At 65.5% G+C, this 25,766-nt stretch carries 23 protein-coding genes and 4 pseudogenes; 12 read left to right on the top strand and 15 right to left on the bottom strand.

What is annotated here, in order from left to right:
* Nucleotides 1-2: 2 nt before the first annotated feature.
* Complete coding sequence (locus tag AC5Y49_RS05825) at nucleotides 3-671, bottom strand: pyridoxamine 5'-phosphate oxidase family protein (protein WP_499884841.1); 669 nt, start codon at nucleotides 669-671, stop codon at nucleotides 3-5.
* A 41-nt stretch (nucleotides 672-712) separates the two neighbouring features.
* On the opposite strand from AC5Y49_RS05825, the gene AC5Y49_RS05820 reads away from it, so the two are divergent.
* The 3 genes from AC5Y49_RS05820 to AC5Y49_RS05810 all read left to right on the top strand — a co-directional run bounded on the left by AC5Y49_RS05820 (nucleotide 713) and on the right by AC5Y49_RS05810 (nucleotide 3,134).
* Nucleotides 713-2,038: an aminotransferase class I/II-fold pyridoxal phosphate-dependent enzyme gene (locus tag AC5Y49_RS05820; RefSeq protein ID WP_499884840.1), complete on the top strand. Its 1,326-nt coding sequence runs from the start codon at nucleotides 713-715 to the stop codon at nucleotides 2,036-2,038.
* Nucleotides 2,039-2,048: 10 nt separating this feature from the next.
* The gene (locus tag AC5Y49_RS05815) at nucleotides 2,049-2,447 is read left to right on the top strand and encodes a hypothetical protein (protein ID WP_499884839.1); all 399 of its coding nucleotides are present in this window, start codon (nucleotides 2,049-2,051) and stop codon (nucleotides 2,445-2,447) included.
* Between the two features lie 81 nt (nucleotides 2,448-2,528).
* The gene (locus AC5Y49_RS05810) at nucleotides 2,529-3,134 is read left to right on the top strand and encodes a class I SAM-dependent methyltransferase (protein ID WP_499884838.1); all 606 of its coding nucleotides are present in this window, start codon (nucleotides 2,529-2,531) and stop codon (nucleotides 3,132-3,134) included.
* Here AC5Y49_RS05810 and AC5Y49_RS05805 read toward each other — a convergent pair.
* The 3 genes from AC5Y49_RS05805 to AC5Y49_RS05795 are packed head-to-tail and all read right to left on the bottom strand — an operon-like array spanning nucleotide 3,131 to nucleotide 5,288.
* Nucleotides 3,131-4,000 (bottom strand): SDR family NAD(P)-dependent oxidoreductase, encoded by an 870-nt coding sequence (locus tag AC5Y49_RS05805; protein ID WP_499884837.1) that lies wholly within the window; start codon nucleotides 3,998-4,000, stop codon nucleotides 3,131-3,133. The two genes, AC5Y49_RS05810 and AC5Y49_RS05805, sit on opposite strands and share 4 nt — an antisense overlap.
* Entirely contained in the window at nucleotides 3,997-4,680 is a 684-nt protein-coding gene (locus AC5Y49_RS05800; protein ID WP_499884836.1) for a PIG-L deacetylase family protein, read from the bottom strand. The genes AC5Y49_RS05805 and AC5Y49_RS05800 overlap by 4 nt, the downstream gene beginning before the upstream one ends.
* Nucleotides 4,681-4,685: 5 nt before the next feature.
* Entirely contained in the window at nucleotides 4,686-5,288 is a 603-nt protein-coding gene (locus tag AC5Y49_RS05795; RefSeq protein WP_499884835.1) for a TetR/AcrR family transcriptional regulator, read from the bottom strand.
* A gap of 37 nt (nucleotides 5,289-5,325) precedes the next feature.
* Here AC5Y49_RS05795 and AC5Y49_RS05790 point away from each other — a divergent pair, with 37 nt between their 5' ends.
* The 3 genes from AC5Y49_RS05790 (at nucleotide 5,326) to AC5Y49_RS05780 (ending at nucleotide 9,018) form a co-directional block, all read left to right on the top strand.
* Nucleotides 5,326-6,459, top strand: coding sequence for a phosphotransferase family protein (locus tag AC5Y49_RS05790; protein WP_499886263.1), 1,134 nt, complete (start codon nucleotides 5,326-5,328; stop codon nucleotides 6,457-6,459).
* Nucleotides 6,459-7,574 carry an Rv3169 family protein gene (locus tag AC5Y49_RS05785; RefSeq protein WP_499884834.1) on the top strand — a complete coding sequence of 372 codons (1,116 nt, stop codon included), beginning with the start codon at nucleotides 6,459-6,461 and terminating at the stop codon, nucleotides 7,572-7,574. The genes AC5Y49_RS05790 and AC5Y49_RS05785 overlap by 1 nt, the downstream gene beginning before the upstream one ends.
* Nucleotides 7,575-7,653: 79 nt before the next feature.
* The gene (locus tag AC5Y49_RS05780) at nucleotides 7,654-9,018 is read left to right on the top strand and encodes a flavin monoamine oxidase family protein (RefSeq protein ID WP_499884833.1); all 1,365 of its coding nucleotides are present in this window, start codon (nucleotides 7,654-7,656) and stop codon (nucleotides 9,016-9,018) included.
* On the opposite strand, the gene AC5Y49_RS05775 is transcribed toward AC5Y49_RS05780, so the two are convergent.
* On the bottom strand, nucleotides 8,986-9,942 hold the full coding sequence (locus AC5Y49_RS05775; protein WP_499884832.1) for an alpha/beta fold hydrolase: 957 nt from the start codon (nucleotides 9,940-9,942) through the stop codon (nucleotides 8,986-8,988). The genes AC5Y49_RS05780 and AC5Y49_RS05775 overlap by 33 nt on opposite strands.
* 106 nt (nucleotides 9,943-10,048) lie before the next feature.
* Nucleotides 10,049-10,219: pseudogene (locus AC5Y49_RS05770) on the bottom strand (amidase); the annotation flags it as partial.
* A 35-nt stretch (nucleotides 10,220-10,254) separates the two neighbouring features.
* Between AC5Y49_RS05770 and AC5Y49_RS05765 the strand changes: the two are divergent.
* Nucleotides 10,255-10,404 carry a hypothetical protein gene (locus AC5Y49_RS05765; protein WP_499886373.1) on the top strand — a complete coding sequence of 50 codons (150 nt, stop codon included), beginning with the start codon at nucleotides 10,255-10,257 and terminating at the stop codon, nucleotides 10,402-10,404.
* A 587-nt stretch (nucleotides 10,405-10,991) separates the two neighbouring features.
* Nucleotides 10,992-11,252: a thioredoxin family protein gene (locus tag AC5Y49_RS05760; RefSeq protein WP_499884831.1), complete on the top strand. Its 261-nt coding sequence runs from the start codon at nucleotides 10,992-10,994 to the stop codon at nucleotides 11,250-11,252.
* A gap of 43 nt (nucleotides 11,253-11,295) precedes the next feature.
* Here AC5Y49_RS05760 and AC5Y49_RS05755 read toward each other — a convergent pair whose 3' ends face one another.
* Entirely contained in the window at nucleotides 11,296-11,718 is a 423-nt protein-coding gene (locus tag AC5Y49_RS05755) for a heavy metal-responsive transcriptional regulator (protein WP_499884830.1), read from the bottom strand.
* A 208-nt stretch (nucleotides 11,719-11,926) separates the two neighbouring features.
* On the opposite strand from AC5Y49_RS05755, the pseudogene AC5Y49_RS05750 reads away from it, so the two are divergent.
* Nucleotides 11,927-12,463, top strand: a pseudogene (locus AC5Y49_RS05750) (IS1634 family transposase); the annotation flags it as partial.
* 83 nt (nucleotides 12,464-12,546) lie between these two features.
* Here AC5Y49_RS05750 and AC5Y49_RS05745 read toward each other — a convergent pair.
* From AC5Y49_RS05745 to AC5Y49_RS05735, 3 genes are all read right to left on the bottom strand, one after another.
* Nucleotides 12,547-13,431, bottom strand: a complete 885-nt coding sequence (locus AC5Y49_RS05745) for a tyrosine-type recombinase/integrase (RefSeq protein WP_499884829.1) — start codon at nucleotides 13,429-13,431, stop codon at nucleotides 12,547-12,549.
* Between the two features lie 106 nt (nucleotides 13,432-13,537).
* The gene (locus tag AC5Y49_RS05740) at nucleotides 13,538-14,473 is read right to left on the bottom strand and encodes a tyrosine-type recombinase/integrase (RefSeq protein WP_499884828.1); all 936 of its coding nucleotides are present in this window, start codon (nucleotides 14,471-14,473) and stop codon (nucleotides 13,538-13,540) included.
* Complete coding sequence (locus tag AC5Y49_RS05735) at nucleotides 14,470-15,714, bottom strand: tyrosine-type recombinase/integrase (RefSeq protein WP_499884827.1); 1,245 nt, start codon at nucleotides 15,712-15,714, stop codon at nucleotides 14,470-14,472. The genes AC5Y49_RS05740 and AC5Y49_RS05735 overlap by 4 nt, the downstream gene beginning before the upstream one ends.
* A gap of 169 nt (nucleotides 15,715-15,883) precedes the next feature.
* Between AC5Y49_RS05735 and AC5Y49_RS05730 the strand changes: the two are divergent.
* A pseudogene (locus tag AC5Y49_RS05730) lies at nucleotides 15,884-16,768 on the top strand (IS1634 family transposase); the annotation flags it as partial.
* A 123-nt stretch (nucleotides 16,769-16,891) separates the two neighbouring features.
* Here AC5Y49_RS05730 and AC5Y49_RS05725 read toward each other — a convergent pair.
* The 5 genes and pseudogenes from AC5Y49_RS05725 to AC5Y49_RS05705 form a co-directional block, all read right to left on the bottom strand.
* Entirely contained in the window at nucleotides 16,892-17,515 is a 624-nt protein-coding gene (locus tag AC5Y49_RS05725; protein ID WP_499884826.1) for a DUF5134 domain-containing protein, read from the bottom strand.
* A gap of 6 nt (nucleotides 17,516-17,521) precedes the next feature.
* Nucleotides 17,522-19,876, bottom strand: a complete 2,355-nt coding sequence (locus tag AC5Y49_RS05720) for a heavy metal translocating P-type ATPase (protein WP_499886261.1) — start codon at nucleotides 19,874-19,876, stop codon at nucleotides 17,522-17,524.
* A gap of 62 nt (nucleotides 19,877-19,938) precedes the next feature.
* On the bottom strand, nucleotides 19,939-20,238 hold the full coding sequence (locus AC5Y49_RS05715) for a DUF1490 family protein (protein ID WP_499884825.1): 300 nt from the start codon (nucleotides 20,236-20,238) through the stop codon (nucleotides 19,939-19,941).
* 164 nt (nucleotides 20,239-20,402) lie between these two features.
* Nucleotides 20,403-21,284, bottom strand: a pseudogene (locus tag AC5Y49_RS05710) (heavy metal translocating P-type ATPase); the annotation flags it as partial.
* Nucleotides 21,285-21,678: 394 nt separating this feature from the next.
* Nucleotides 21,679-21,990 (bottom strand): DUF1490 family protein, encoded by a 312-nt coding sequence (locus AC5Y49_RS05705; RefSeq protein WP_499884824.1) that lies wholly within the window; start codon nucleotides 21,988-21,990, stop codon nucleotides 21,679-21,681.
* 633 nt (nucleotides 21,991-22,623) lie between these two features.
* On the opposite strand from AC5Y49_RS05705, the gene AC5Y49_RS05700 reads away from it, so the two are divergent.
* Nucleotides 22,624-23,586 (top strand): DUF732 domain-containing protein, encoded by a 963-nt coding sequence (locus AC5Y49_RS05700; protein ID WP_499884823.1) that lies wholly within the window; start codon nucleotides 22,624-22,626, stop codon nucleotides 23,584-23,586.
* Nucleotides 23,587-24,113: 527 nt separating this feature from the next.
* Complete coding sequence (locus AC5Y49_RS05695; protein WP_499884822.1) at nucleotides 24,114-25,514, top strand: IS1380 family transposase; 1,401 nt, start codon at nucleotides 24,114-24,116, stop codon at nucleotides 25,512-25,514.
* Nucleotides 25,515-25,766 lie beyond the last annotated feature (252 nt).

The raw sequence follows: 25,766 nt of genomic DNA, 5'->3' as shown, positions 1-25,766 counted from the left end.
TGTCAGCCTCGTCGATAGGACGCCAGATAAGGCGGCAGCGGAACAGCCGGGTCGAGGCCCTCGGCCGGGACAGGTGCGCCGGCGGTCAAGGTCAGCGGCAGCACGCCGGCCCAAAGCGGCAGCGCCAGGTCTTCGGGATCATCGACCGGCCCGCCGTCGCGTACCTTGGCCGAAACCTCGAGCAAGTCCACCGCGAGCACCGCGGTGGCAGCCAGCTCACGCGCATTGGGCGGTCGGCTATCAGCGGCACGACCGGCAGCCACGTGGTTGAGCAGGGCATCCAAAGCACGCCGCTTCTCCGGCCGGTCCCGGACAAGGCGTGCAGTGCCGTGCACGACGACCGACCGGTACTTCATTGAGTGGTGCAGCGCGGCACGGGCCAGCACCAAGCCGTCGACCAGGGTGGTCGTGACACAGACGGGCAGACCTTCTGACGATGACGCCGCCAGCATCGGACCGCTGCCGGTGGAACCGTGCAGATACAACACGTCGCCGACCCTGGCGTGCGTCGTCGGCAGTACTACCGGGCGGCCGTCTTGGAGGTAACCGACGTGACAGATCAGGGCCTCGTCCAGGATGCGGTGGACGGTGCCGCGCTCGTAGCGGGCACGTTCGCGATACCGCGTGGGCGTGCTGCGCGCGGTGGGCGCGTAGGTCGACGGCGATTCCAATTTTGCCTCGCAGTAGTTTGTACTAGTGCATACTGTATTATGTGCCAGTACGATACACTATTCGCGGCTCAGGCGCCGAGGCAATTGCGACCAGCGTGGAGGAAGCCATCTCCACGGGCGCGCTGTCCCCCGGTGCCGAGTTGCCGCCCATCCGGCAACTCGCCGCGCAGCTCAGCGTGAACGCCAACACAGTCGCGGCTGCCTACCGCGTGCTGCGCGACCGCGGAGCGGTTGAGACCGCGGGACGGCGAGGCACCCGGGTGCGCGAACGGCCTGCGACCACACCGCGATCCCTGCGCGGACTGGCCGTCCCCGAAGGTGTGCGCGATCTCTCGACGGGCAACCCGGATCCCGCCTTGCTGCCGATCGCCCGCGCCCAACCTGTGCGGCAACGGCGCACTCCGCTGCTGTATGGCGAGCCCGCAATGTCGCCCGAGTTGGCCGAATACGTCCAGGTGTCGTTGCGTGCCGAGGGCGTGCCGGCCGAGCACCTCGCGGTGACCGCCGGCGCGCTCGACGGCATCGAACGCGTCCTCGCAGCTCACCTGCGGCCTGGTGATCGAGTGGCAGTCGAGGATCCGGGATGGGCGAATCTACTGGATCTCCTTGCTGCAATGGGATTTTCGGTCGAGCCGCTGCGTGTCGACGACGACGGGCCGCTGGCCGCGGATGTGGCCGGGGCGCTGCGTCGCGGCGTACGAGCCATGGTGGTGACCACTCGTGCCCAAAATCCGACCGGCGCGGCGATCTCCGCCGAACGAGCCGCGGAGTTGCGGCGGCTGATGGCCGACCATGCCGACGACCTGCTGCTGATCGAAGACGACCACTGCGCCGGTATCGCCGGCGCAGCACTGCATACCTTGTCCGGATCGACGCGCCATTGGGCATTCGTGCGGTCAGCATCCAAGGCCTACGGCCCCGACCTGAGGCTGGCAGTGCTGGCCGGCGACCGCCGGACAGTTGAGCGGGTACACGGCCGGCTGCGGCTAGGCCCCGGCTGGGTCAGCTACCTGCTGCAGGACCTCGCGGTCAGCTTGTGGCGCGACAGCGCAGCAATACGGCTGGTACACAAGGCCGAAGGCATTTACGGCCGCAACCGCGAGACGCTGCAGTCGGCGCTGGCCGAGCGCGGCGTGAATTCCCACGGTCGATCCGGCCTCAACATCTGGATTCCGGTGCCCGACGAAACCGTCGCGATCACCCGGCTGCTCGGCGCCGGCTGGGCAGCCGCTCCGGGAACGAGATTCAGAATCAACACATCGGCGGGGATACGAATTACCGTCTCGAATCTTATTGCTGCCGAAATTGATCCGCTAGCCGATGCCGTTGCCGAGGCGGTACATGCTCTGGGACGCGCCAGCGTCTAGGGTCACAGCTATGACGACACGCTCACGCTTCGTTGACGCGGTATTGATCGGGTTCGGATTGTATTCGACGCTTCTCGGCTTGTTCATGCTGTTCGCCCCGGGCGCCTTCTTCGACACTCTTGGCGCGTTCGGGCCGCGCAATAATCACTACATCTTCGACAACGCGTCGTTCGAGTTGCCGTTGGGTTTGCTGCTGCTCGCCACACTGCGCTGGCCGACCTGGCGGGTTCCGGCCCTGGCGTTCGCGGTGGCGCATTGGGTGCTGCATTCGCTGAGCCACATCGTCGACACCGGCCACGCCGACGGCCGGCTGGTTGGCTGGCTCGAGTTCGTCGGCCTCGCGCTAGGCACCATCCTGCTCGCCGTCGCGCTGCGCACCAGTGTCCTCGCGGACAAGCAAGCCCGATGATCGGCGAGCTCGTCATGGTGTGCCGACAGCTGCTCGTCTTCAAGCGCCTCGCCGAACAGCCTCGGGTGGCACACTGACGCTGTGCCGCCGCACCGAGACGTCGAGGCATTCGAGCATCGCGCGACCGGGTATGACCGTGGGTGGCGCGGCGGGCTGCATCATGCGATCGCGGATCGCACCGCAGAGTTGGCCGTGGCGACTGTCGCAACTCCCAGCCGAGTGCTCGACGTCGGGTGCGGGACGGGCTATCTGCTTGGCGTGCTGGCCGCCCGCTATCCCAGCGCTGTACAGCTGGCCGGCATCGATGCCGCGTCGCAAATGATCAGCACCGCAACCGCTTTAGCACGCGATAGCCGACTGGCCTTCACTGTTGGAGTGGCCGAACAGCTCGACTACCCCGACGAAACGTTTGACCTGGTCGTGAGCACGACGTCATTTGACCATTGGTCCGATCAGCAAGCAGGCCTGACCGAATGCTCCCGCGTGCTGTGCCCTGGCGGCCGCTTGGCGCTCGTCGACCAGTTCTCCCGGTGGCTGGCGCCAACTCTGATCACTACCCGCCGCGGCAAAGCTCGCACCCGCAGCCGCGCCACTCGACTACTACTGCGGGCCGGGTTTTCTTCCCTGCGCTGGCACCGACTGCATGCGGTGATCATCAACGCGGTGACCGCCACTAAACCTGGTTAGCCGTAGGCGCGGAAGCTGCCGTCGAGTACCTGCAGATGACCGATCGTGCGTCCAGTGACGACGTTCGCGTCCACCAGCGTGAGTTCCACTGCCGCCCGAGCGAACTCCTCTGCCGTCGCCACCTCGTCGAACTCGCGGGTGTAATACGAAAGTCCCGGCGTCAGTATGGCTTTGGACGGCGAGAGGGCGTTCACCGCTATGTTGTGGCCCTGGAGATCAAACGCGGCACACCACGTCAGGTGCTCAAGCGCCGCTTTGGATCCGCCGTAGCCGGGCAAGACGCCGCCGCTGCGGTCCGCGTAGGGCCCGTCGCCGGGAAGTCGCGCTGCGACCGAGGTGATGTTGATGATCGACCCGGAACCGGCGGCGATCATGTCGGGGCTCACCAGTTGGATCAACTCGTAGGCGGCGAACACTGAAATCTCGAAGTGCCGCCGGTATGCAGCTAATGGTGTGCCGAGCAGCGGCGGCCAGCCCGGTTTGGCCGCGCCCGACGGCGCTTTGGCCGGCTTGGTCGGCTGGGTCGGAGCGCCGGGCTTGGGTGGGCGTCCGGGTGCGGTGAACGCCGCATTGTTGACGAGAATTGTGATGGGGCCCAATGTGTCTCGTGTCTCTCCGACCAACCGGTCGATATCACCGCGATCGAGCAGATCGGCGCGGATCGCAACGGCCCGCCCGCCGGCGGACTCGATGTCGGCGACGGTCTGCCCGATTGTGCCGGGCAATCGTTCGTCCCAGACCTGTTCGGTGCGCCCGCCGACAGCCACGGCTGCGCCCTCGGCCGCGAGCGCCAGGGCGATCGCTCGGCCCAATCCACGGCTAGCGCCGGTGACAATCGCCGCGCGACCGTCGAGTCGTCCCGTCATCGACTGCTGCCCCTTTCCAAGATGAATTGCACCGCCCGGCCGCCGCAGTCTGGCCGCGTCGGTACTACCAAGTCGACGTGCCGGCGGGCCTGCTCGATGACCGGTGTCTGCGGGTCAAGCACAGAAAGGTAGACCGTGTGGGCCGCGAGCGCGGCGACCGCGACGTCGATGTAGCCGTCCACCACCTCCGCGTGGGTGCCATCTGGACCATTCTGAAACAACCAGCGCGGTGGATCGGGCAGGGCATCGTAGGCGGCGCTGACCGCGGCTGCGAACTCGATGTGGTCGCGTTGATTGGGCATCCCCGGCGCCCATTGGGCCCCGCCGTAAATGGTTGCCACCACATCGGGTTTGGTGTCGCTGATGGCTAACGCGATCTTCGCTCGCAGTTCGTTGGTATCGCGGATGTCGCTGTCCGGGAAGTCCCAGAAATCGACGTCATCGACGCCGACAATAGCCGCCGACCGCCGTTGCTCGGCTTCCCGGATCGGCCCGGCTTGCTCAGGGGGCATGCCCGCAATGCCGGCCTCGCCACGACAGGCCAATGCGTAGCGGACAGACTTGCCCTGTGCCGTCCACTTCGCCACCGCAGCGGCGATGCCATATTCGGGGTCGTCGGGGTGCGGGACCAAGACCAGCGCGGTGCGCCAGTCGGTAGGGAATGGTTGCAGTGCCGCCATGATCGTTATGCCATCACACCGTGCACGACGATCGCAGTGGTCTGGTCCACCCAGGCGTCGTCGAGGTCCTCGTCGGGGCGCAACAGCAACCGCAACAACGTCGCTCCCCCGATCAGTTCAACCAACCGGTCCGGGTCTACGTCCGAATGGACCTCGCTGCGAGCGACCGCCTCACGCAACCGGACCCGCACGGCGGTGAACAGATCCGTGAACCGCGACATCACCCTGGCGTTGAGTTCGGAGTCGGCGGTCATGTCGGCGACCAGTCCGGGCAGCGCCGCGCGCACTACCGGGCTGGTGAACACGTCGCGCGCGGCGGCGATCATCGCCCGCACATCGGCGGCCATATCACCGGCCGGGCTGACCAAAGCAGTGGGCGCCACCGGAAAGGCGGCCTCGTGCACCAATTCAGCCTTGCTCGACCAGCGGCGGTACAGCGCGGTCTTGGTGGTCCCGGCGCGTTCGGCGACGGCGGCCAAGGTGAGGTTCGAATAGCCGATTTGCACAAGCAGTTCCGCCGTCGCCGCCAATATGGCAGCGTCGATGCGCGGGTCCCGGGGCCGCCCGGCACTCGGCGACTTGTCAACCGAAGTCAGGTCTGCTTTCATAACGCTACCCACCGTATCGTAATTGCTGGAGGCGATTGTGGCCAACCAACCCGCTGTCAGCGACATCGGCCGTCTGCAACGGTCCAGCCGCGACATCACCACCGTGCCGGCGGTGATGTCGCAATGGCTCGCCACGGTGATGCCCGGCGGCGTTGCGCCGCAGGTGACCGTGGAAAGCGGCATCGATGCCAACGGGATGTCCTCCGAGACGCTGATTCTGACCGGACGCTGGGACGACCACGGGACTGCGGTCGAGCAGCGCTGGGTGGCGCGGGTGGCGCCCACCGCCGAGGACGTGCCGGTGTTCCCGTCGTACCGGCTGGATCATCAATTTGAGGTGATGCGCCGGGTCGGTGAACTCACCGACGTGCCCGTCCCGTTGGTGCGTTGGATCGAGACCACCGGCGACGTTCTGGGCAAGCCGTTCTTTCTGATGGACCACGTCGAGGGCGTGGTACCGCCCGACGTGATGCCCTACACCTTCGGCAACAACTGGTTCGCCGACGCTCCCGCCGAATGCCAGCGCGAACTGCAGGACACCACCGTGCAGGTGCTGGCCAAACTGCACTCAATTCCGGACCCGCAGAAGGTTTTCGGCTTTCTCGACGAGGGACGATCCGGCGACACAGCACTGCGCCGGCACTTCGAGTGGGTGCGGTCCTGGTACGACTTCGCCGTTCCGGATATCGGCCGCTCCGCCTTGCTGGAACGCAGCTTCGACTGGCTGGAGACGCACTGGCCGCACCAGGCGGCGGCCGCCGAGCCGGTGCTGTGCTGGGGCGACGCCCGGATCGGCAACGTGCTCTACCGCGACTTCAAACCGGTGGCGGTGCTGGACTGGGAGATGGTGACGCTGGGGCCGCGCGAACTCGACGTGGCGTGGATGATATTCGCGCACATGGTCTTTGAAGAACTCGCCGGTCTGGCCACCCTGCCAGGGCTGCCGGAAGTGATGCGCGAGGACGATGTCAGCGCCAGCTATCGGCGGCTGTCCGGTGTCGAAATCGGGGACCTGCACTGGTTTTACGTGTATTCCGGCGTGATGTGGGCCTGTGTGTTCATGCGCACCGGCGCGCGGCGGGTGCATTTCGGTGAAGTGGAGAAACCCGACGATGTCGAGTCGCTGTTCTACCACGCCGGATTAATGAAAAGACTCATAGGAGAAGACTGATGCTCGGACCGCTCGACGAGTTTCCGGTACACCAGATCCCCCAGCCGATCGCCTGGCCGGGCTCGTCGGACCGCAACTTCTACGACCGGTCCTACCTCAACGCCCACGACCGCACCGGCGACATCTTCCTGGTCACCGGCATCGGCTACTACCCCAACCTCGGGATCAAGGACGCGTTTGTGCTGATCCGCCGCGGCGACACCCAAACGGCGGTGCACCTCTCGGACGCCATCGACCAGGACCGGCTCAACCAGCACGTGGGCGGCTACCGGGTCGAGGTCAACGAACCGCTGCGCAAGCTGCGGGTGATCCTGGAGGAAACCGAGGGCATCGCCGTCGACCTGGCCTGGGAGGGGTTGTTCGACCCCGTCCAGGAGCAACCGCACATCCTGCGATCGGGTAACCGGGTGACGCTGAACGCGCAGCGCTTCGCCCAGCTGGGCTCGTGGAGCGGACGGATCTTGGTCGACGGAGAGGAGATCGCCGTCGATCCGGCGACCTGGATCGGCAGCCGGGACCGGTCCTGGGGTATCCGGCCGATCGGTGAAGCCGAACCGGCGGGACGTCCGGCCGACCCGCCGTTCGAGGGCATGTGGTGGCTTTACGTGCCGATGGCGTTCGACGAGTTCGCCATCGTGCTCATCATTCAGGAAGAGCCCAACGGGTTTCGATCACTCAACGACTGCACCCGAGTCTGGCGCGACGGCCGTGTCGAGCAATTGGGCTGGCCGCGCGTCAAGATTCATTACCGGTCAGGCACCCGCATCCCGACCGGCGCCACGATCGAAGCGTCCAGGCCGGACGGCACCCCGGTGCGATTCGAGGTGGAGTCCAAGCTGCCGGTGCCGATCCACGTCGGCGGCGGCTACGGCGGCGATTCGGACTGGCTGCACGGCATGTGGAAGGGCGAGAAGTTCACCGACCGACTGACCTACGACATGACCGACCCGGCCGTCGTCGCACGCTCCGGGTTCGGGGTGATCGACCATGTGGGCCGCGCGGTGTGCCGCGACGGCGACGCCGATCCGGTGGAGGGCTGGGGGCTCTACGAACACGGCGCGCTAGGCCGACATGACCCGTCGGGGTTCAAAGACTGGTTGACGGTGGCCCCCTGAACGGCGCGAACGTCGACTTGTTGGGATATTTCGGGCGTTTGGGCGCAACAAGTCGACGTTGGGCGGTTCACTGTGAGGCATGGACTGGACCGCCGACGTTGTCGTAATCGGGGCCGGTTTCGCCGGACTCACCGCAGCCCGTGAGTTGATGCGGCTTGGGCACGAGGTGTTGGTCCTCGAGGGCCGCGACCGGGTGGGCGGGCGCTCCTACACCGGGCATGTCGCCGGCATCCCGGTCGATCTGGGCGGTACGTTCGTCGGCCCGACACAGGATGCGGTCTTGAAGCTGGCCGCCGAACTCGGCATCGAAACCACCCCGACCTTCGCCGATGGCGCCAACCTGATCCGGTGGCGGGGCGAAACCCGCTCGTATTCCGGCACCATCCCGAGGTTGTCGCTGGGCGGATTACTCGACATCGGCCGGGTGCGTTGGCAATTCGAGCGTATTGCCCGACAAGTACCGCTAGCCGAACCGTGGACCGCGCGGCGAGCGTCGCGGCTGGACGAACAGTCGCTGGGCGGCTGGCTGCAGGCGGTGCGTGCCGGCGCCACTGCCCGCGACCTCTTGGCGATCATGGCTCGGGTCACCTGGGGCTGCGAACCCGACGACGTGTCGATGCTGCACGCCGCCCGATATGTGCGGGCGGCCGGTGGCCTGGATCGACTACTCGACGTGCATGACGGTGCCCAGCAGGACCGCTTCTTGGCCGGCACTCAGCAGATCGCCGACGCGATGGCCGTCGAACTCGGCGACCGGGTGGTGCTGGGCGCCGCGGTGCGCAGTATCGAGCACCGGGACGGCACGGCGCTCATCGTGACCGAAAAGGGCAGGGCGGAAGCCAGATTCGTGGTCGTGGCGATCCCCCCGGAACATCGGGCGAGCATCGGTTTCACTCCTGCGCTGCCCGCCGAATACCAGCGGCTGGCTACCTGCTGGCCGCAGGGCCAACTGTCCAAGGCTTACGCCGCCTACCCCACTCCGTTCTGGCGGGACGCCGGGTGCTCAGGCGAAGCACTGTCCGACGAGGGCCCGGTGTTCATCACGTTCGACGTGAGCCCGCAGCCCGACGGTCCGGGCATCCTGCTGGGATTCGTCGACGCCCGCAGCTTCGACGCGTTACCTGCAGAGCAGCGCCGCCAGCGCGCGTTGGGCTGCTTCGCCTCGCTGTTCGGTGACGATGCCCTCAAGCCACTCGACTATGTCGATCACCGTTGGGGCGCAGAAGAATTCGCGGCCGGTGGGCCGACGGCTGCGGTGCCGCCGGGATCGTGGACCCGTTACGGGCCGTGGTTGCGCCGCCCGGTCGGGCCGATTCACTGGGCAGGCACCGAGACCGCCGATGAGTGGACCGGGTTCCTGGACGGGGCGGTGCGATCGGGCCAGCGTGCGGCCGCCGAGGTTGCTGGCCGGCTACGAGCTGATGCGCCGCTCGCCGGCGACTGATTCCACCAGTTCGCGCAGCTGGCGGTTGACTTCGGTGGGGCGTTCGAGCATCGCGCAGTGACCGCCGGGCAGCACGACCAGCCCGACCAGGTTCGGCGCGGCCGCCGCGATCCGGCGGGACTGACTCAGCGGCGTAAGCCGATCGCGTTCGCTGCCGATGACCAGTGTCGGCACCGTCAGACCGGACAAGCTGATGTGCCGCGACCCCAGCGCGTCGACCAGCGCCCTGCCGCAGCCGCCGCGTCCCGCCGGTGATGTGGCGTCGAACAGCTCGTAGATGAGGTCCGCGATGTCGGGGTCGGCGTCGGCGCCGACTGCCAGCAGCGAAATCATTTCGCGGGTTGCGCGCCGTACCGCGGGCGGCACCGTGAACGAACCGAAGATGTTGACCAGTGCGCGCCCGCCCAACACCCGGACCGCCGCGAACGGCGCCGGCACCGGCAGTAGCTTCACTTCGCGCAGCAGATCTCCGGTGGTCGTGTTGATTAGCGCGACGGCGTCGGCCCGGCGCGGGACCTTGTGGCGATACCGCTCCGACCACGCGGCGATCGCAATTCCGCCCATCGAGTGGCCGGCGATGACGGCATGCTCCCCGGGGCCAAGGGTGGCCTCGAGTACGGCGTCGACGTCGGAAGCCAGGTGATGGAGCCGGTAATTGCCGCGCGGGGGCAAACCGCTGCGGCCGTGGCCGCGATGGTCGAAGGCAATGACGCGGTAATCGGTGGCCAAATCCGCGATTTGGTAGGCCCATACCCGGATCGCGCACGTGATGCCATGCGCCAACACGATCGGATAGCCGTCCTCGGGTCCGAAGACCTCGGTATGCAGGCAGGTGCCGTCCGGTGCGCGCACCGGCACTATCCGGCTTGGCGGCAATTCAAGTGGTATCGGGGCAGATGGGCGGTGTGCTTGCTGAGAACTCATCGCCGCCTCCCCTCCGGATGCGCCCTCCCAGCCGCACGCGTCGATGCTTCGAGTCTAGGCCGATTGACGGCGATCAGCCTGCACTTCATCGAAGACCGTCGGATCGTCAATGCGCCGCCGGGTGCTGAGACAACCACGGGTGGGCCGACTCCAGTTGGGAGGCAACGCGAATCAGCACGTCCTCCCGGCCGTAAGCGGCGACGAGCTGGACGCCGATCGGTAGGCCCTCGGCATTGCGGTGCAGTGGGAGGCTGATCGCCGGCTGGCCGCTCATATTGGCGCAGTTCCCCCGATTACGCCTACTACTGCAAGTTGGCAGCCAAGCGCGACGACCATAACGGCAAGAACTCCACCTTGGCGGTGGAACGCAAAATCCTGCGCCGCTGCTATCACGCGCTGCGTGATCTCGGCGATGCCGCCCTAGCACTGCCGGTCCCCGAACACCAGGAGGCGGCCGCCTAAATGATGGGTGCCAGGATTCTTACGGCCACGCAAGTAGTCCCGCCTCGTTTGCGGCTGGTGAGACGATACTTGCCGAAACCCTGGTAGGGGCGCGATACCAGCGGGTTCTTCCGTCGCCGTAGCCGAGGCCACCGCGGCGCCGTGCACAGCATCTGGACGCAACCGCCCGGTTCTTCCGTGCCCTTGCGACCGCACGCGACTGAAGCTGGTGGAATACATAGTGGTCGGTGAACGCACCGCGGCGGACTGTGTGTGGCCCAAGGCGGCATCTCGCAGCCGCGGGTGTCGGTGCACTATCGTGTCTGGTCGGCTGCGGCTACATGACCGCCCGCCTTCATGGTCCGTACCGGATTTCCCCGAGTTCGAAGAACCCGGTGTTCTCATTTGTCGCCTGGTCGACACGTCCGGCACATCCCGGACGCGCGGACGGGTCAGGTCACGGGACATTGGGTTCAGCAACTGCGCGCGCTGGGTGTGCGACGAGTCTTTGCGCCGTGTGCGGTCCGGGAAAAGTCGCGCTTTGCCTCGGTCCAGCTTGACATTCCAGTCGGATGGAAGCGATAGCGTCGAGACCGGAGGTGATGATGATGGCAAAGCGCCACGTTGAGGTTTTCGTCGCTGGATGCCCGGTGTGCGAGCCCACGGTTCGTCTGGTGCAGGAACTTGCCTGTCCGGACTGCGAATTAACGCTTCGCGATCTGCGGGAAGGTGGTGCCGACGCGGCGGCCCAATACGGGATCGGATCGGTTCCGGCGGTAGTCGTGGATGGTCTTCTGGCTCCGTGCTGCCAGGGCCGCGCGCCTGATCGGGAGTCGCTGATCGCTGCTGGTGTCGGGCAGCGGCTTTAGCGCGGACTCCGGGGCGGCCTGTTCGACCGGAGCAGGCCGCCCGTCACTGTGTACCCAGTCGTGGGGCGGGCAGGGTGGCGTGCTCGATGATGCCGCAGTAGCAGCCGGATTCGGCGGAGGGCAGGTGCGCGGTCTGCGATTGCAGGGTGACCAGTTGTTCACGCAGCCGGACCAGTTCGGCGATGCGTTGGTCGATTCCGGTGACTTGTTGGTCCAGGACCTCGCGGACGTACCCGCAGGGGAGTTGGCCACGGTCGCAGAAGGCGAGAACCTCGCGGATCTCGCCCAGGCTCATCCCGAGTCGCTGGGCTGTTTTGATGAAGGTGAGCCGGTCGACGTCGGCGGTGCTGTAGTGGCGGTAACCGGAGGATGTGCGCTGTGGTGGGGGGAGCAGCCCGATGGACTCGTAGTACCGGATTGTCTTGGTGTTGATGCCCAGCCGGTCGGCAAGCTCTCCGATACGCATACCGGTCCCAACATTCCATTTCGATGGAATGTTCCATTTGGTGCCAACGGGGCCCTAACCGACAACCATCCGGCGCTTATTCGATGGCGCGCTGAACCTGACTTAGGACATTTTCTGGCGTTGCCGAGTGCCGCCGGACGTTGAGCTGCGAATTCTCTGGATGTCGGGTCGAGATCTGCACACTAAATCCGGGCTCTAGGAGGCGCTGGTGGCCTATGTCCGCACCGTGAAAACCGCTTCGGGCGCGACTGCGGTGCAGATCGTGTGGTCGACCCGGCGTGGGTCGCGAAAGATCGAGCATCTGGGCTCGGCACACGACGATGGCGAGGTCGAAGCGCTCAAGGCCGCGGCACGTCAGCGCCTTGCCGAGGGCCAAATCAGCCTTGACCTCGGGCTGGCCACCGCCGGTGTTGATGGTGATCCGTTGGAGATCGTCTCGACGAAGTCGACCCCGCTGTGGGAATCGTTGTGCGCGGCCTATCAGGTACTTGGCTTCGATGCGGCAACCGGTTGCGACGCGGTGTTCCGTGATCTGGTGTTGGCCCGCATCATTGAACCGACCAGCAAGGCCGACTCGCTACGCGTGCTCGCCGAGACGGGCGTGGAGACCGTCGACTACCGCACTGTCACGCGTCGTCTGCCGAAGTTCGCTAAACTTGCTGTGCGCCAAGCACTGTCAGTGGCGTGCGCAGCTCGCGCCGGACTGGGTCCCACGTCGCTAGTGCTCTATGATGTCTCAACGTTGTTATGCCGATCTTTCGGTTATGCCGATGTTTCGGGTTGATGCGCAGGTCAGTGGCGCCGTTGCCGCTTGAAAGGTCGGCATATTCATAGGCTGTTGAGCCAAGCGAGGATGTCGGGTTCGGGTCGGTAGGTGCCGGGTTTGGTGTTCGGTGGTCGGGTCCGGTCGATCGCAGTCTGCTTGATGTTCATGTCGGCGTGCAGGTAGGCGTCGGCGGATTGGGTTCGTTGGTGTCCGAGCCAGAGTGCGATGACGGCGACGTCGACGCCCTGGGCGAGGAGGTTCATCGCTGCGGTGTGGCGCAAGGTGTGGAGAGTGACGTGCTTGTCAGCGATGCTGGGGCAACTTGCTGCTGCTGTGGGGAGGTGGATCGCGAGCCGGTGCTCGAGCGCGTCGCGGGAGAGGTGATCGCCGCCGGGTCCGCAGAAGAGGGCCTGACCGGGGCGGGTCGATCGCTCGGTTAGATACGCGCTCATGACCGCGACGGTGGTCGCGGTCAGCGGCGTTGCCCGTTTGCGGCGGCCTTTGCCGGTGCAAGTGATGCTCGCTGCGGATCCGAAGTGGGCGTTGGAGGTGGTCAGTGAGCATAGTTCGCTGACCCGCAGTCCGGTCTGGATGGCCAGAACCAGTAGCGCGTGATCGCGTCGGCCGGTCCAGCGGGTGCGATCGGGGGCGTTGATCAGAGCGTCGGCTTCGGCGGCGGTGAGGAATTCCAGCATCGGCTTCGGGTGGCGTTTGGGTGGCATCGCCAGGACGCGGGTCATGGTGGCGGCATGCTCAGGATGATTGACCACAGCGTGGGAGAGCACGGCCCGGATCGCGCATAGCCGGGAGTTGCGCGTGGAAACGGTGTTACCTCGCTCGGTTTCCAGGTAATCCAAGAACGCGGAGACGGCCTGGGCGTCGACGTCGGTGAAGTCGATGCGTTCGGCTCTGGTTCTGGTCGATTCTGCGAGATATCTGATGAGCATCCGCCAGGTGTCACGGTAGGCGCTGATGGTGTTGGCGGCGAGATCGCGTTGGGTGTGAGCGAAACACGGTGAAGTATGTCTGTCTGCAGTTCAATGGCCAAGGCGGTCATGATGTTTCGCTTTGTTCGATGTCGGTTTCGAGTCGTCGCGCGGCGGCGGCGAGTAATTCGGGGACAGCGCTGAGATACCAGTAGGTGTTCTCGGGCGTGGTGTGCCCGAGCCAGGTTGAGAGCAGGCCAAGGGTTCGTGCGGGGTCCGCACCGTGGGTGTAGGCGGCGACCATGTGGCCGGTGGCGAAGGTGTGCCGCAGATCGTGCAGCCGTGGTCGACGCCGGCCCGGGACGCTCAGCTGCAAGGAGTCGGCCAGGGCGCGGAAGTGTTGCTCGATCGTCTCGATGACGAACCCGGTGCCGGCGGCGTTGACGAAGATCGGCCCGCCTGTCGCCGGGTGAGTGGCGAGGCGCTCGGGCAGGTTTGTGTAGGCAAGCAATGCCGCTGTGGTGCTTGGGTGGATCGGCACGAGCCGATCCAGCGGTCTTTTCGTCCCATAGATGGTCAGGACGTTCTGGTCGGCATCGAGGTCTGTGATTCGCAGGCGTGTCGCCTCGCCGATCCGTAAACCGGTGGCGGCCAACAGCCCGATGATCGTGCGCATCGTTGCTGCGACCCGAACCGTTCTGAAGAACGACGAGCACCCGTCAAGGAGCCGGTCGAGGTCTGACTGGGAGTAGATGTAGGGGGCGCATCGGGTCGTTCGGACCGGCAGCAGCCCTTTGGGGATGATCGGTGCCTGCGCGCCAGCCGCGTTGAGGTAGGCGGCGAATGGCCGCACGGCAGTCAGCCGTTGTGACCACCACACCGGGCGGGCATCCCGGGGTTGGGTTGCCCATTGCACAGCCTGATCGATCGTGAAGACCTCGGAGCTGCCACCGTCGGCGAGCCAGTCGCAGAACTGCCGAAGCAGGTATTCAGTGGTCTTGAGCTGAAAACCCAACTGGCGGCGCGCAATCAGGTAGGCGTCGAGGTTATCGTGCAGGCTCATCGGGGCACCTGACCGAACGCCACGGTCAGCGTCTGCAAGGAGACAAGGTCTGTCCGGGCGTATACCCGTGTGCTGGAAACGCTTCGATGGCCCAGGAGCTCCTGAGCCTCGACCAGCGAGCCGCCAGTGGCGATCACGTTCATCGCCGCGCTCTGCCGCAGACGGTGCGCATGCACGACACCGAGGCCGGCGGCTTCAGCGCGGTGTTTGACAATGTCGGAAATCCCGGCACTGCTCAGCCGCCGGTTCGGCGGGCGCAGACGCACGAACAACGCCCGATCCGCCGCGGCGGAGGGACGCACGCGCAGCCACGCGACCAGGGCCTCGCCGACATCGACCGGCAGCGGCAGCGTCAAACGCCGCTGGTTCTTACCCACGACGCTCAATCTGCCTGCGGCCCAATCAAGGTCATCGAGCATTAAGCTCGCGACCTCCCCGGCACGCAACCCGAGCCGCCACAGCGCGGCGATCACCGCCCAATCCCGAATAGCCGAGACGGTGCGTGCGTCACACGCCGCGAGCAGGGCTTCGATTTGGGGCACGGACAGACCACGCGGCAGCGTCACCCGAGAAGCGCGGGCGCGCAGGATCCCGCCGGTTAGGTCATGCTGCAGGCGGCCGGTGGCCAGCGCCCAACGCATCAGTGACTGCAGAGCGTCAACGATGCCCGTGCAGGACGCCGATGAAAATCCATGGGAACGCCAGCCGACGAAGCCATTCAGGGCATTGACATCGCAGCGGTGCCAATCGACCGCGTCATTTCGGGTCAGCGACTCGACGAACTCGCCGACCCACTGACGTCGGTGGCCGACGCACCCCCCGCTGATCCCGCGCACCTCACGCTGCCAACGCGCCCATTCCTCCAGCTCCCGCTCTGCAGCTACACTGAGCGGCCGGCCCACCCTGCGGCCAGGACGCCTGGGCCGCTTGCGAACTGGGTGAACCCCGCGCAGATAGCCGGTCTCGATCAGAAAGCGCCGCAGCGCCGGCAACCGCATCCGAACCAACTGATGACCCGGCGCACCGAGTGGATACGCGGCCTCGAATTCCTCAAGGACTCCAACAGATAGGGCATCGAGCCCCACGTGCTGGTCGGCCATCCACGCGCTCAGTCCACGGGCCACTCCCAAGATCTGGGGAGTCATCGTGTGCGCATATCCTTCGGCCGCGATCCATGCCGCAAGCCGATCCATCACCGCCCCCGCCAGCGGACCACAAGCCGCTACGGGCATCACCGTCATCACGACAATCAACCTCCAAGTAGACGCGTACTTGGAGCGTCGCACCGAACTGCTTATGCCGACCTTTCAAGCGGCAACGGCGCCACTGACCTGCGCATCAACCCGAAACATCGGCATAACCGAAAGATCGGCATAAACGTTGTACTTCGAAACCGATGCCGGTGACGCCGACGCGTCGGGGTTCCCGTTGGCCGTCGAGGCGTTCGAGGGCAACAAAGCAGAGACCGCGACCATGCTGCCAGTGATCAACGCGTTCAAGGCCGCCCACAATCTCACCGATGTCATCGTCGTCGCCGATGCCGGCATGATCTCCGAGGCTAATCAGATCGCGCTGAAAGCCTCGGGGCTGTCGTTCATCCTCGGTACCAAGATCCCATTCGTGCCCGATGTAGTGCGCGAATGGCGCGACAAGCATCCCGATCAGAACATCGACGACGGGCAGATCTTCACCCAACCCTGGCTGTCGACCAGCGGTGAGAAGACACGAGGCATCCCCGATCGCGTCGTCTACTACCAATACCGTCACGACCGGGCGCGCCGCACTCTGCGCGGCATCGCCGAGCAGGTCGCCAAAGCCGAGAAGGCCGTTGACGGGCGAGCCCCTGTCAAACGCAATCGATTCATCAAGCTCACCGGTGCCACCAAGAGCGTCAACCGCGAGTTGGAAGCCAAGGCCCGTGGCCTTGCAGGGCTCAAGGGCTACACCACCAACCTCATCGAACAGACACCGGAGTTTGTCATCGGGGCCTACCACCAGCTCTGGCGCATCGAGAAGAGCTTCCGGATGTCCAAGCACGACCTGCAGGCAAGGCCCATCTATCACCACAAGCGCGAATCCATCGACGCTCACCTGACCATCGTGTTCGCCGCCCTGACCGTCAGCCACCACATCGAGACCCAAACCAGCTGGAGCATCAAGAAATTCGTGCGGACCGCGCGCCGCTACCGCACCGTGCAGATCAAAGCCGGCAGACAAGTCCTGACCGCTGTCGACCCCCGACCCGACGACCTCCGCAACGCCATCGCCAAGATCAACGGCAGCCATGCACACTAACTTGTCCTAAGTCGGGGGACCCTAACCGACAACCATCCGGCGCTTATTCGATGGCGCACTTCAACGGCGGCTTTATACGCAAGCCGCTGACAAGTGAGTACCGGTGGGGCGAATGTCAGGCTTCTACAGCATTACGCCGAACATAATGGCCATACCCGTGGCCATGAAAGCCTGATATAGGCGTCCCAAGTCCGCGAGGTAAGGGATGTTCGGCACCGGGTTGTTTATGGGCTGGACGAAATACCGGTAGAGCCAATACATCGCGGCAATTGCGAATCCGACGGTCGCAATCCAGTTGACGACGGTGATCCACCCGGGTTCGTGCGCTGACATTTCCATACCCGGCATCTCCATGGCTGGCGACCTAGAAACGGTGCGGTCGAGTGAGTGACTAGGCTTGCCCGGCAAGCCGCCGGTCATCGCCGCATACATCCAAGCCACCGCGGCCATCATTATGGCGTGGTAGCCGTTGGTCAATCGTCCAGCGGTGCTGGAAAATACGTGCGCGGCCACAAGCAGGAACCAAACGGTCGCGGCTAGAAACAGAACCAGCGGCCCAAGTGTCGGGAGTTTCATTCCGGCGGGCCAGGCCATGACAAGCATCGCCGCCGACATCACGAGGTGCAACAGGCGCTCGACCCTGCATATCCAGAGTTCATGTTGCGCGACAAGGCCATACAGGTGCCCCACGAAGCTAGCGCCGAAGAGAACGGTAACCGTCCACCGCAGCGCGAGGTCGCCGATCAAGATCCGCTATACCGCATGCTCGGGAATCCTCTGCGAAGCATCGCGCCCGAAGCGGCGTAGCCGCAGCGAGTTGGTCACCACACTGACCGAGGAGAATCCCATCGCCGCGCCCGCAATAATCGGATTCAGCACGCCGAGCGCGGCCACCGGTATCGCGGCGGTGTTGTAACCGAAGGCCCAACCAAGGTTTTGATAAATCGTGCGCAGCGTCAGCCTCGACAGCTCGATCGCATGCACGACACCGTTGAGTCGGCCGGACATCAGCGTGATATCGGATGCCTCGATGGCCACGTCGGTACCGCTGCCGATCGCAATGCCAAGATCGGCCTGCACCAGGGCGGGTGCGTCGTTGACGCCATCGCCGACCATCGCGACCACCCGGCCCTCGTCTTGTAGTCGGCGAACCTCGGTCACCTTGTCTTGCGGCAACACCTCAGCCAGCACCCGCTCGATGCCGACTTGCTTCGCGATGGCCGCGGCTGTTCGGGCATTGTCACCGGTGATCATGGCAACCTGCAGCCCCATGGCATGCAGCCGATGGACCACATCGGCGGCGTCGTCTTTGATCGTGTCGGCCACGGCGAGCACACCAATAACCTGGCTTTCCCGGCCTACGAACACCGCGGTGCGGCCCTGCTCTTCCAGTTCGTCGGCCGCAGCGGCGAGGTCATCGGACAGAAGCAGATCGTGCTCGTCGACGAGCTTGCGCCGTCCGACCAGCACCGGCTTGCCCTCGACCTCGGCGCGCACCCCGTGCCCGGCCAGGTTGGCGAAGGCCGTGGCGGACGGAATCTCTAACCCGCATTCCTCAGCAGCGGCAACGATCGCCGCACCGATGGGATGCTCAGAGCCCGACTCGACCGCGGCGGCAATCCGCAACACCAGATTGGGCTGACACCGCTTGTCGGCAATCACATCGGTGAGCCGCATCTGGGCTTGCGTGAGGGTGCCGGTCTTGTCGAACACCACAGTGTCGATCCTTTTCGAGGCTTCCAGCACCTCACCACCCTTGACCAGGATCCCCATGTCGGCGCCTCGGCCGGTGCCGACCATGATCGCCGTGGGGGTGGCCAAGCCCAGCGCACACGGACACGCGATGATCAGCACCGCGACCGCCGCAGTCATCCCGGCGACCGGGTTGGCGGCGAACAGTGTCCAGCCGAAAAACGTCGCCACGGCAACGCCGACGACAGCCGGCACAAACACCGCCGAGACCCGATCGGCCAAGCGCTGCACCGGGGCCTTGCCGGCCTGTGCCTGCTCGACCAGGCGCACAATCTGCGCTAGCGCGGTGTCGGCCCCGACGGCGGTAGCGCAGACGGTCAACAGCCCATCGGTGTTGACGGTGGCCCCGGCGACATGGTCACCCACCGTTTTCTCGACCGGGACGGACTCGCCGGTCAGCATCGACTCGTCCACGGCGGCACGACCGTCGATGACCTCGCCGTCGACCGGGATCTTCTCCCCAGGCCGTACCAGCACCAGGTCTCCGACTTGCACCCGATCAATTGGCACCAGGAGCTCTTGGCCGTCGATGAGCAGGCAAGCTTCCTTGGCGCCCATTTCCAGCAGCTTGCTGATCGCCTCCCGTGTCTTGCCGTGGGCTCTGGCCTCGAAGTAGCGGCCCAGGACCACGAACGCAATGATCAATGCCGCGGTGTCGAAGAACAGCGGGCCGCCAACGAACAGCTGATAGGTGGAGTAGATGAACGCGGTCAGCGTGCCGAGTGTGATCAGCGTGTCCATGTTCGCAGTTTTCTCCCGCGCCCGCTGCGCCGCCCCCAACAGGAACGGCCACCCGGCTATGAATTGCACCGGCACCGTCGCGACGAAGGCTAACCACCCCGCCCATGGGTAGGCGCCGAAGAACATCGTCAAACCAGATGCCAACAGGCCCAACGGCCAGGCCAACCGCACTCGCCGTAACCAGGCCCGAATCCCGCGCTCAGCCTCGTCGCGCGGTGACAGCTGACTCGCGGCAACCGGCTCGTGCTGATAGCCGATGCCTTCCAGCGCGCCCCGCAGCCTCTCGATCTCCGGTGGACGATCCGGCACGTCATGGCGCAGACCCAACAGCGTCCGCCCTATCCCGCCGACGACTTTCCCCACGATGCTGCCGTTGCCACTATCAGCTGAGCGCCGGGCACGCGGAGGCGCCGATGTGGTGGGGCTGTGCTCCGCCTCGGCGATCGCCGACAAGACGGCAGCGGAGTCGCAGTGCTCGGGCGAATATCGGATCACAACGGATGCCGTCCGCGGATAGACCCGCACGGCGCGCACACCGTGCAGCTTGCCGACCATCTCTTCGATCGCGGCGGCCCGGGCCCCGTCGATACGAAACCCGTTGATGTTTACCCGCATCCGGCCCGCTGCGTCGGATGCGACAGTCAGCCCCGCATCGGGCTGAGCATCAATGGTCAGCATCAGCGGTCCCTGGTCTTCCCAGCCCGCCGCGGCTGCGGCGAAACTTTCTCGTCCACCACCTCTGACGGTGGAACCTCCTGTCCGCTGCGCTCTATCGCCTCGGCGAACATGTCCGCGGCCGTCAACCGAGCCCGTTCGGTGCGCTCCCCAACTTTGCGGACGCCGCGGACGCCACAGGCCATCGCGGAAACGGTCGCGTCCCGCCACGGAGCGTTCGCCACCACCCGGTGTATCACCTCATACGCCGCAAAAGTCGCCAGGTGGGGCGTCGCTTTCACCAAAAATCCATGCAAGGCCATCTCGAACGCTCCCTTTCACATCGTTGCCCCGTCATTCGTTCACGCTCCCGGCGGTGCGAGTCACGCGCATCGGGAGAGTTGACGGCAGCCCCAACGTAAGGGTTGCCCCTACGGCAGGGTCAAGCGTTTGTCCACACCGGCGGACCGGTAGAGATGGATTCTCCAATGACGGCGTTCAGCAAGCCGACCGCGGCAAGTGGGATCGCGGCGGTCTTGTAGCCGGAGGCCCCGCCGGGGTTCAGATTGCTCGTGCGCAGGGTCCGCCTCGACAGCTCGATCGCGTGCACGACACCGTACAAGCGGTCGGACATCAGCGTGATATCGGAGGCTTCGATGGCCTCGTCGGTGCAGGGGCCGATCGCAACGCTCAGATCGGCCTGCACCAAAACGGGAACATCGTTGACGCCGTCGCCGACCATCGCGACCACCCGGCCCTCGTCCTGTAGCCGCCGGATCTCGGTCACCTTGTCTTCCTGCACTACCTCGGCCACCACCTGGTGGATACCGACCTGGTGCGCGATCGCGGCGGCCGTGCGAATGCTGTCGCCAGTAATCATGGCGACCTGCAGGCCCATGGCATGCAGGTGATGGACCACGTCGACGGCGTCGTCTTTGATCGTGTCAGCCATGGCGAGCACACCCACAACCTGGTCGTCTCGGCCAACGAAGACCGTCGTGCGGCCCCGCTGTTCCAGTTCCGCGGCCGCCGCAGCGAGGTGGTCCGGCAGAAGCAGATCATGCTCGTCGACGAGCTTGCGCCGCCCAACCAGCACGGGCCGGCCGTCGACCTTGGCGCGTACCCCGTGCCCCGCGAGATTAGTGAACGCTGTGGCGGCCGGAATCTTTAATCCGCAGCCTTGCGCAGCGGCAACGATCGCCGCGGCGATCGGGTGTTCGGAGCCCGCCTCCACCGCGGCGGCAAGTCGCAGCACGAGATTTGGCTGGCGCCGCTTGCCGACAATCACATCGGTGAGTTGCATCTGGGCGCGGGTGAGGGTGCCGGTCTTGTCGAACACGACCGTGTCGATTGTCTTCGAAGCTTCCAGCTGCTGCTCGATCTCGGGCAAATGGTCTGCCACGTCACCTCGCAGGCCCAATTGCGTTCGCCCTACGCCGCCGGTGACTTTGCCCGCTATGCCGCCGTTGCCGATATCAGGCGAGCGGGGGGCACGGGCACGCGCGGGCACCGGCGCGGCAGGGCTGTGCTCAGCATCGGTGATCGCCGACAAGATGGCAGCGGTGTCGCAGAAAGCGGGCGAATACCTGATCACAACGGATGCGGTTCGCGGATAGACATGCACGGCGCGCACACCGCTCAGCTTGCCGAGCATCTCCTCGATCGCGACGGCGCGGCCCCCGTCGATACGAAACCCGTTGGTGTGTACACGCATCCGCCCTGCTGCGTCGGACGCAATGGTCAGCCCGGCATCCCGGTGAGCATCAATTGTCAGCATCAGAGGTCCTGGTCTTTCCAGTCCGCCGCCGCTGAGGCGGAACTTCCTCGTTCGCCACAGCTGACAGCGGAGCTTTCTCCTCGCTGCGCTCTATCGCCTCGGCGAACATGTCGGCGGCTGTCAGTCGCGCCCGCTCGGTCTTCTCCTCAGCCTTGCGGACACCGCGGACACCACAGGCCATGGCGGACACCGTTGCCTCCCGCCACGGAGCCTTTGCCACCACTCGGTGTAGCGCCTCATAAGCCGCAAAAGTCAACACGTGGGGCGCCGCCTTCACAAAGAGCCCATGCAATGCCATCTCGAACGCTCCCTTCACTCATTGCCCCGTCATTGCTCACGCTCTCGGCAGGCTCGCGCGTCGCGTTAGCCGACGAGCAACCCCAAGCTATGCGTTACCCCTAGGACAAGGTCAAGGGTTAGGGCACACCGGCGCCGGTCGATTGGCCTCATCGAGTCCACGGTCTAACTGCAGCTGATATTCGACCGGGGCGCAATACTAAAACATTGTGGAGCGCACGGGCTTCCGTGATTACAGCGAGTATCACCGAAACCGATGGCCTGGGACGCCGTGGGCAGCGAATTATTTCGACGCTACGCCTTGACCTTGCCCTCGCGGCATTCTCTACCGTCGGAGTTACCGGCAGTGATGCCTCCACCGTATTCACGCAAAGGGAGGCGAATATGAGCTGAGCCACAACATAATTGGGCCTCGTAGTCCCTGTACGCCACTATGCGGCGCCCCAACCAACGCCGTAAGCAGATTCATCGATTGGCTACATAGTCCATCACTTCACATCGATCCTTCGAGCACCAGCGCCGTAGGGAAACCTTCTGCGACGCAAGGGCTCACGTCACGAGACCAACCACGGTATCGCCGACGGCCAATGGCTCGCGGCGCCGTGGACACCCAAGCAGAACGGAAACCCCTACCATGTTCACCGGCATCACTAGCCACGCCGGTGCCCTGGTTACCGCCATCGTGGTGCTAACCGGCGCCGCAATTCTGAACGGCGGCGCAGCAACGGCCGACCCAAGCCAGGACGACCAGTTTCTGGCACTGCTCGATCAAGAAGAAATCCCCGCCATCAAAAACGTGCCAACCGTCATCGCCGCAGGCCACAAAGTTTGTCGCAAACTCGATGCCGGCATGCCGGTGAACGACATACTGGACGGACTGAGGAACGATGCGTACAGCATAGACCCGACCGTGCGCCGATACCCCGCCCGCCTCACGACCACCATGACCCGATTTATCACTGCCGCAGTGCAGATCTACTGCCCATCCGACCAAAGCAAGATAGCCTCCATCAAGGCTAAATCCGAGCCGGTATCGGATGAACCGACGCACCGGGTCGCTGCGTACACGCACGACACAGTCAACTCAGGAAGCGATCTGCGGGAGCCGCCGCCGGGGTTGGATATGACCAACATGTCGGCGGCGTGGCAGGAACCGACGGGCACCGGGACGCTGCGGCTGCGGCACTTGATGGACGGCGGCGTTTTTGTGGCGGGCCGCTACGGGGGCGACCGGTCAGACGCGCATGGCAAAATGCTCGCCTCACTGATCGGAGCGGTCCCCGCGGGGGATCCCCGCTTACCGGACCCACCGCAGATTCCGGCACCACCGCCGCCGACGGCGCATATCCTGACACCCCCGCCGATCGCCCCACCGCCGCCAGCAAAACAATCGCCGCCGCCACCGCAACACCCGCCACCACCGCAAGAGGTGGAGCCTCCTGCTGATGCTCCTCAGCCGGGGGGCACTGCCGGCAGTGGTGGCGACGGCGGTGGCGGCATCGGTGATGGAGGCAGTGGTGACAACGGCGGTGGCGGTCCGGTCGAGCCGTCGCCGGCGCGACCCATGCCGCCGGGCTTTATCAAACTCGCACCGTGAGAAAGGAACCGAGTCGTCAGCTGCCGCCAACACCGCTGCTGATCGCTTCGCGACGATCGGATGACCTCGGTGCAGGCCGCGCGACCAGTCGAGGTACCGACCCAACGGGCGGAAATGCCCCGCGTGCCACCTGTTGTCGAGCACGGCAGCGACCGCGCCGACCACGGGTGAACTGCCGCGCGTAGCTCAAGGCCATTAAGCCTTCGGTTAACAGCCGCCCTCGATGGGCAAGATGTTCGTCAACATCCTCCCCACGTTTGCCGAATTCGAGCTCGACCTGCTCAGGCTATCCCGACACCGAACCCAGCCTTGATGATCGGCTGGCCGTGGCGCGACCCAGTCTGACGCCCGTGGCCTCGCCTTCGAAACAACCAGATTCGTTCCGTTGCTAAGCCGATCCCCACTAGCCCGGATTTTTCGCCGAATGTCGCTTGTGGCGGTGTGTAGATAAGCGAAAGTGCCTGTCCTGCAAGGGATAATTGGACTTCTCCACGGTTCAACAATCCTGACGGGAAGGCACTTCGCAGGTGAAGGATATCGCGGTGGCATCGCGGGTGAAGGTGTCCGCCGATGGCCATGGTGTCGTGTCGCATGCCGGGATGGCCCTGGTGCGTGAGCTCGCTGACCGCAGCGGGTTATCGGCGCAGGTCACGGCCGTGTTGGCCGATACCTACCGCGGCCGGTGGACGTACGCGCCGGGGGATGTGTTCGCCGATCTGGCCGCTGCGGTCGCCGACGGGGCGGACTGCATCGACGCCGTCGGCCAGTTGTGCGGCGATCGTGAGCACGTCCTGGGCGCGAAGGCCTCGACGACCACGATGTGGCGGCTGGTCGATGAGCGGATCGACGCTGCCCACCTGCCCGGGGTGCGTGGCGCACGGGCAGCAGCCAGAACGGCGGCCTGGGCCGCGGGGGCGGCTCCCGTACCGGGCGGCTGGTTGCACATCGACATCGACGCCACCCTGGTCATCGACCACTCCGACAACAAGGAACTGGCGACCCCGACCTGGAAGAAAACCTACGGTCATCATCCGCTGCTGGCGTTTCTGGACCGCCCCGAGATCGCCGGTGGGGAAGCCCTGGCCGGGCTGCTGCGCACCGGCCGCGCCGGCTCCAACACCGCCGCCGACCACATCACCGTTCTGCACCAGGCGTTGGCGGCCCTGCCCGCGGCGTGGCGACCCGACCCGAGTAACGATCCCCACCGACCCAAGGTGCTGGTGCGCTGCGATACCGCCGGGGCCACCCACGACTTCGCCACCGCCTGCCGGACAGCGGGGGTGGGGTTCTCCTTCGGCTATCCCGTCGATTGGCGGGTGCAGGACGCGGTGGACACCATCAACATCGCCGATAGCTGGTATCCGGCGATCGACACCGACGGCGGCCTGCGCGACGGGGCGTGGGTCGCCGAGGCCACCGGGCTGGTCAACCTGAGCAGCTGGCCACCAGGCACGAGGCTGATCCTGCGCAGGGAACGCCCGCATCCAGGTGCGCAGTTGCGGTTCACCGACGCCGACGGGATGCGGGTCACCGCGTTCATCACCGACACCGCCCCCTGTGTCGTGCCTGGCCAGGTCGCCGGCCTGGAGCTACGGCACCGTCAGCACGCCCGCGTCGAGGACCGCATCCGTGAACTCAAAGCCACCGGCTTGGGCAACCTGCCGTGCCAGGCATTCGACGCTAACGCCGCCTGGCTGGAGATCACGCTGGCCGCAGCCGATCTGGTCACCTGGGCACGACTCATCGGGTTCAGCACCCATCCCGGCCTGGCCCGCGCCGAGATCGACACCTTTCGCTACCGGGTGCTGCACGTGGCCGCCCGCATCACCCGAGGCGCCCGTCGAACCCGGCTACGCATCGATGCCACCTGGCGGTGGGCCGCCCTGATCGCGACCGCCTGGCACCGCATCCGCACCGCCTTCGGTTGACCGACAGTCCCTCTGACCGACCGATCACGAAAGACCCACTGGCCCTGGGAAAGCCCGCCCCACCCGGCGACACGGGACAGACCAACCACGCCGCCACACCAAAATCACTACCCCGCAACACAATTCAATATCAGACCCAGCCCACACCAATTTCCATGAAAAATCTGGGCTAGGGCGCTGTATTAATTTCTGGCGGGCCGCCGCACGCACCCTTGACCTTGCCCCTAGGGTAAGCCCTACCGTTGGAGTCAC

The organism is Mycobacterium sp. NGS62, assembly GCF_059812285.1.
This window is presented reverse-complemented; position numbering and strand designations above follow the sequence as displayed.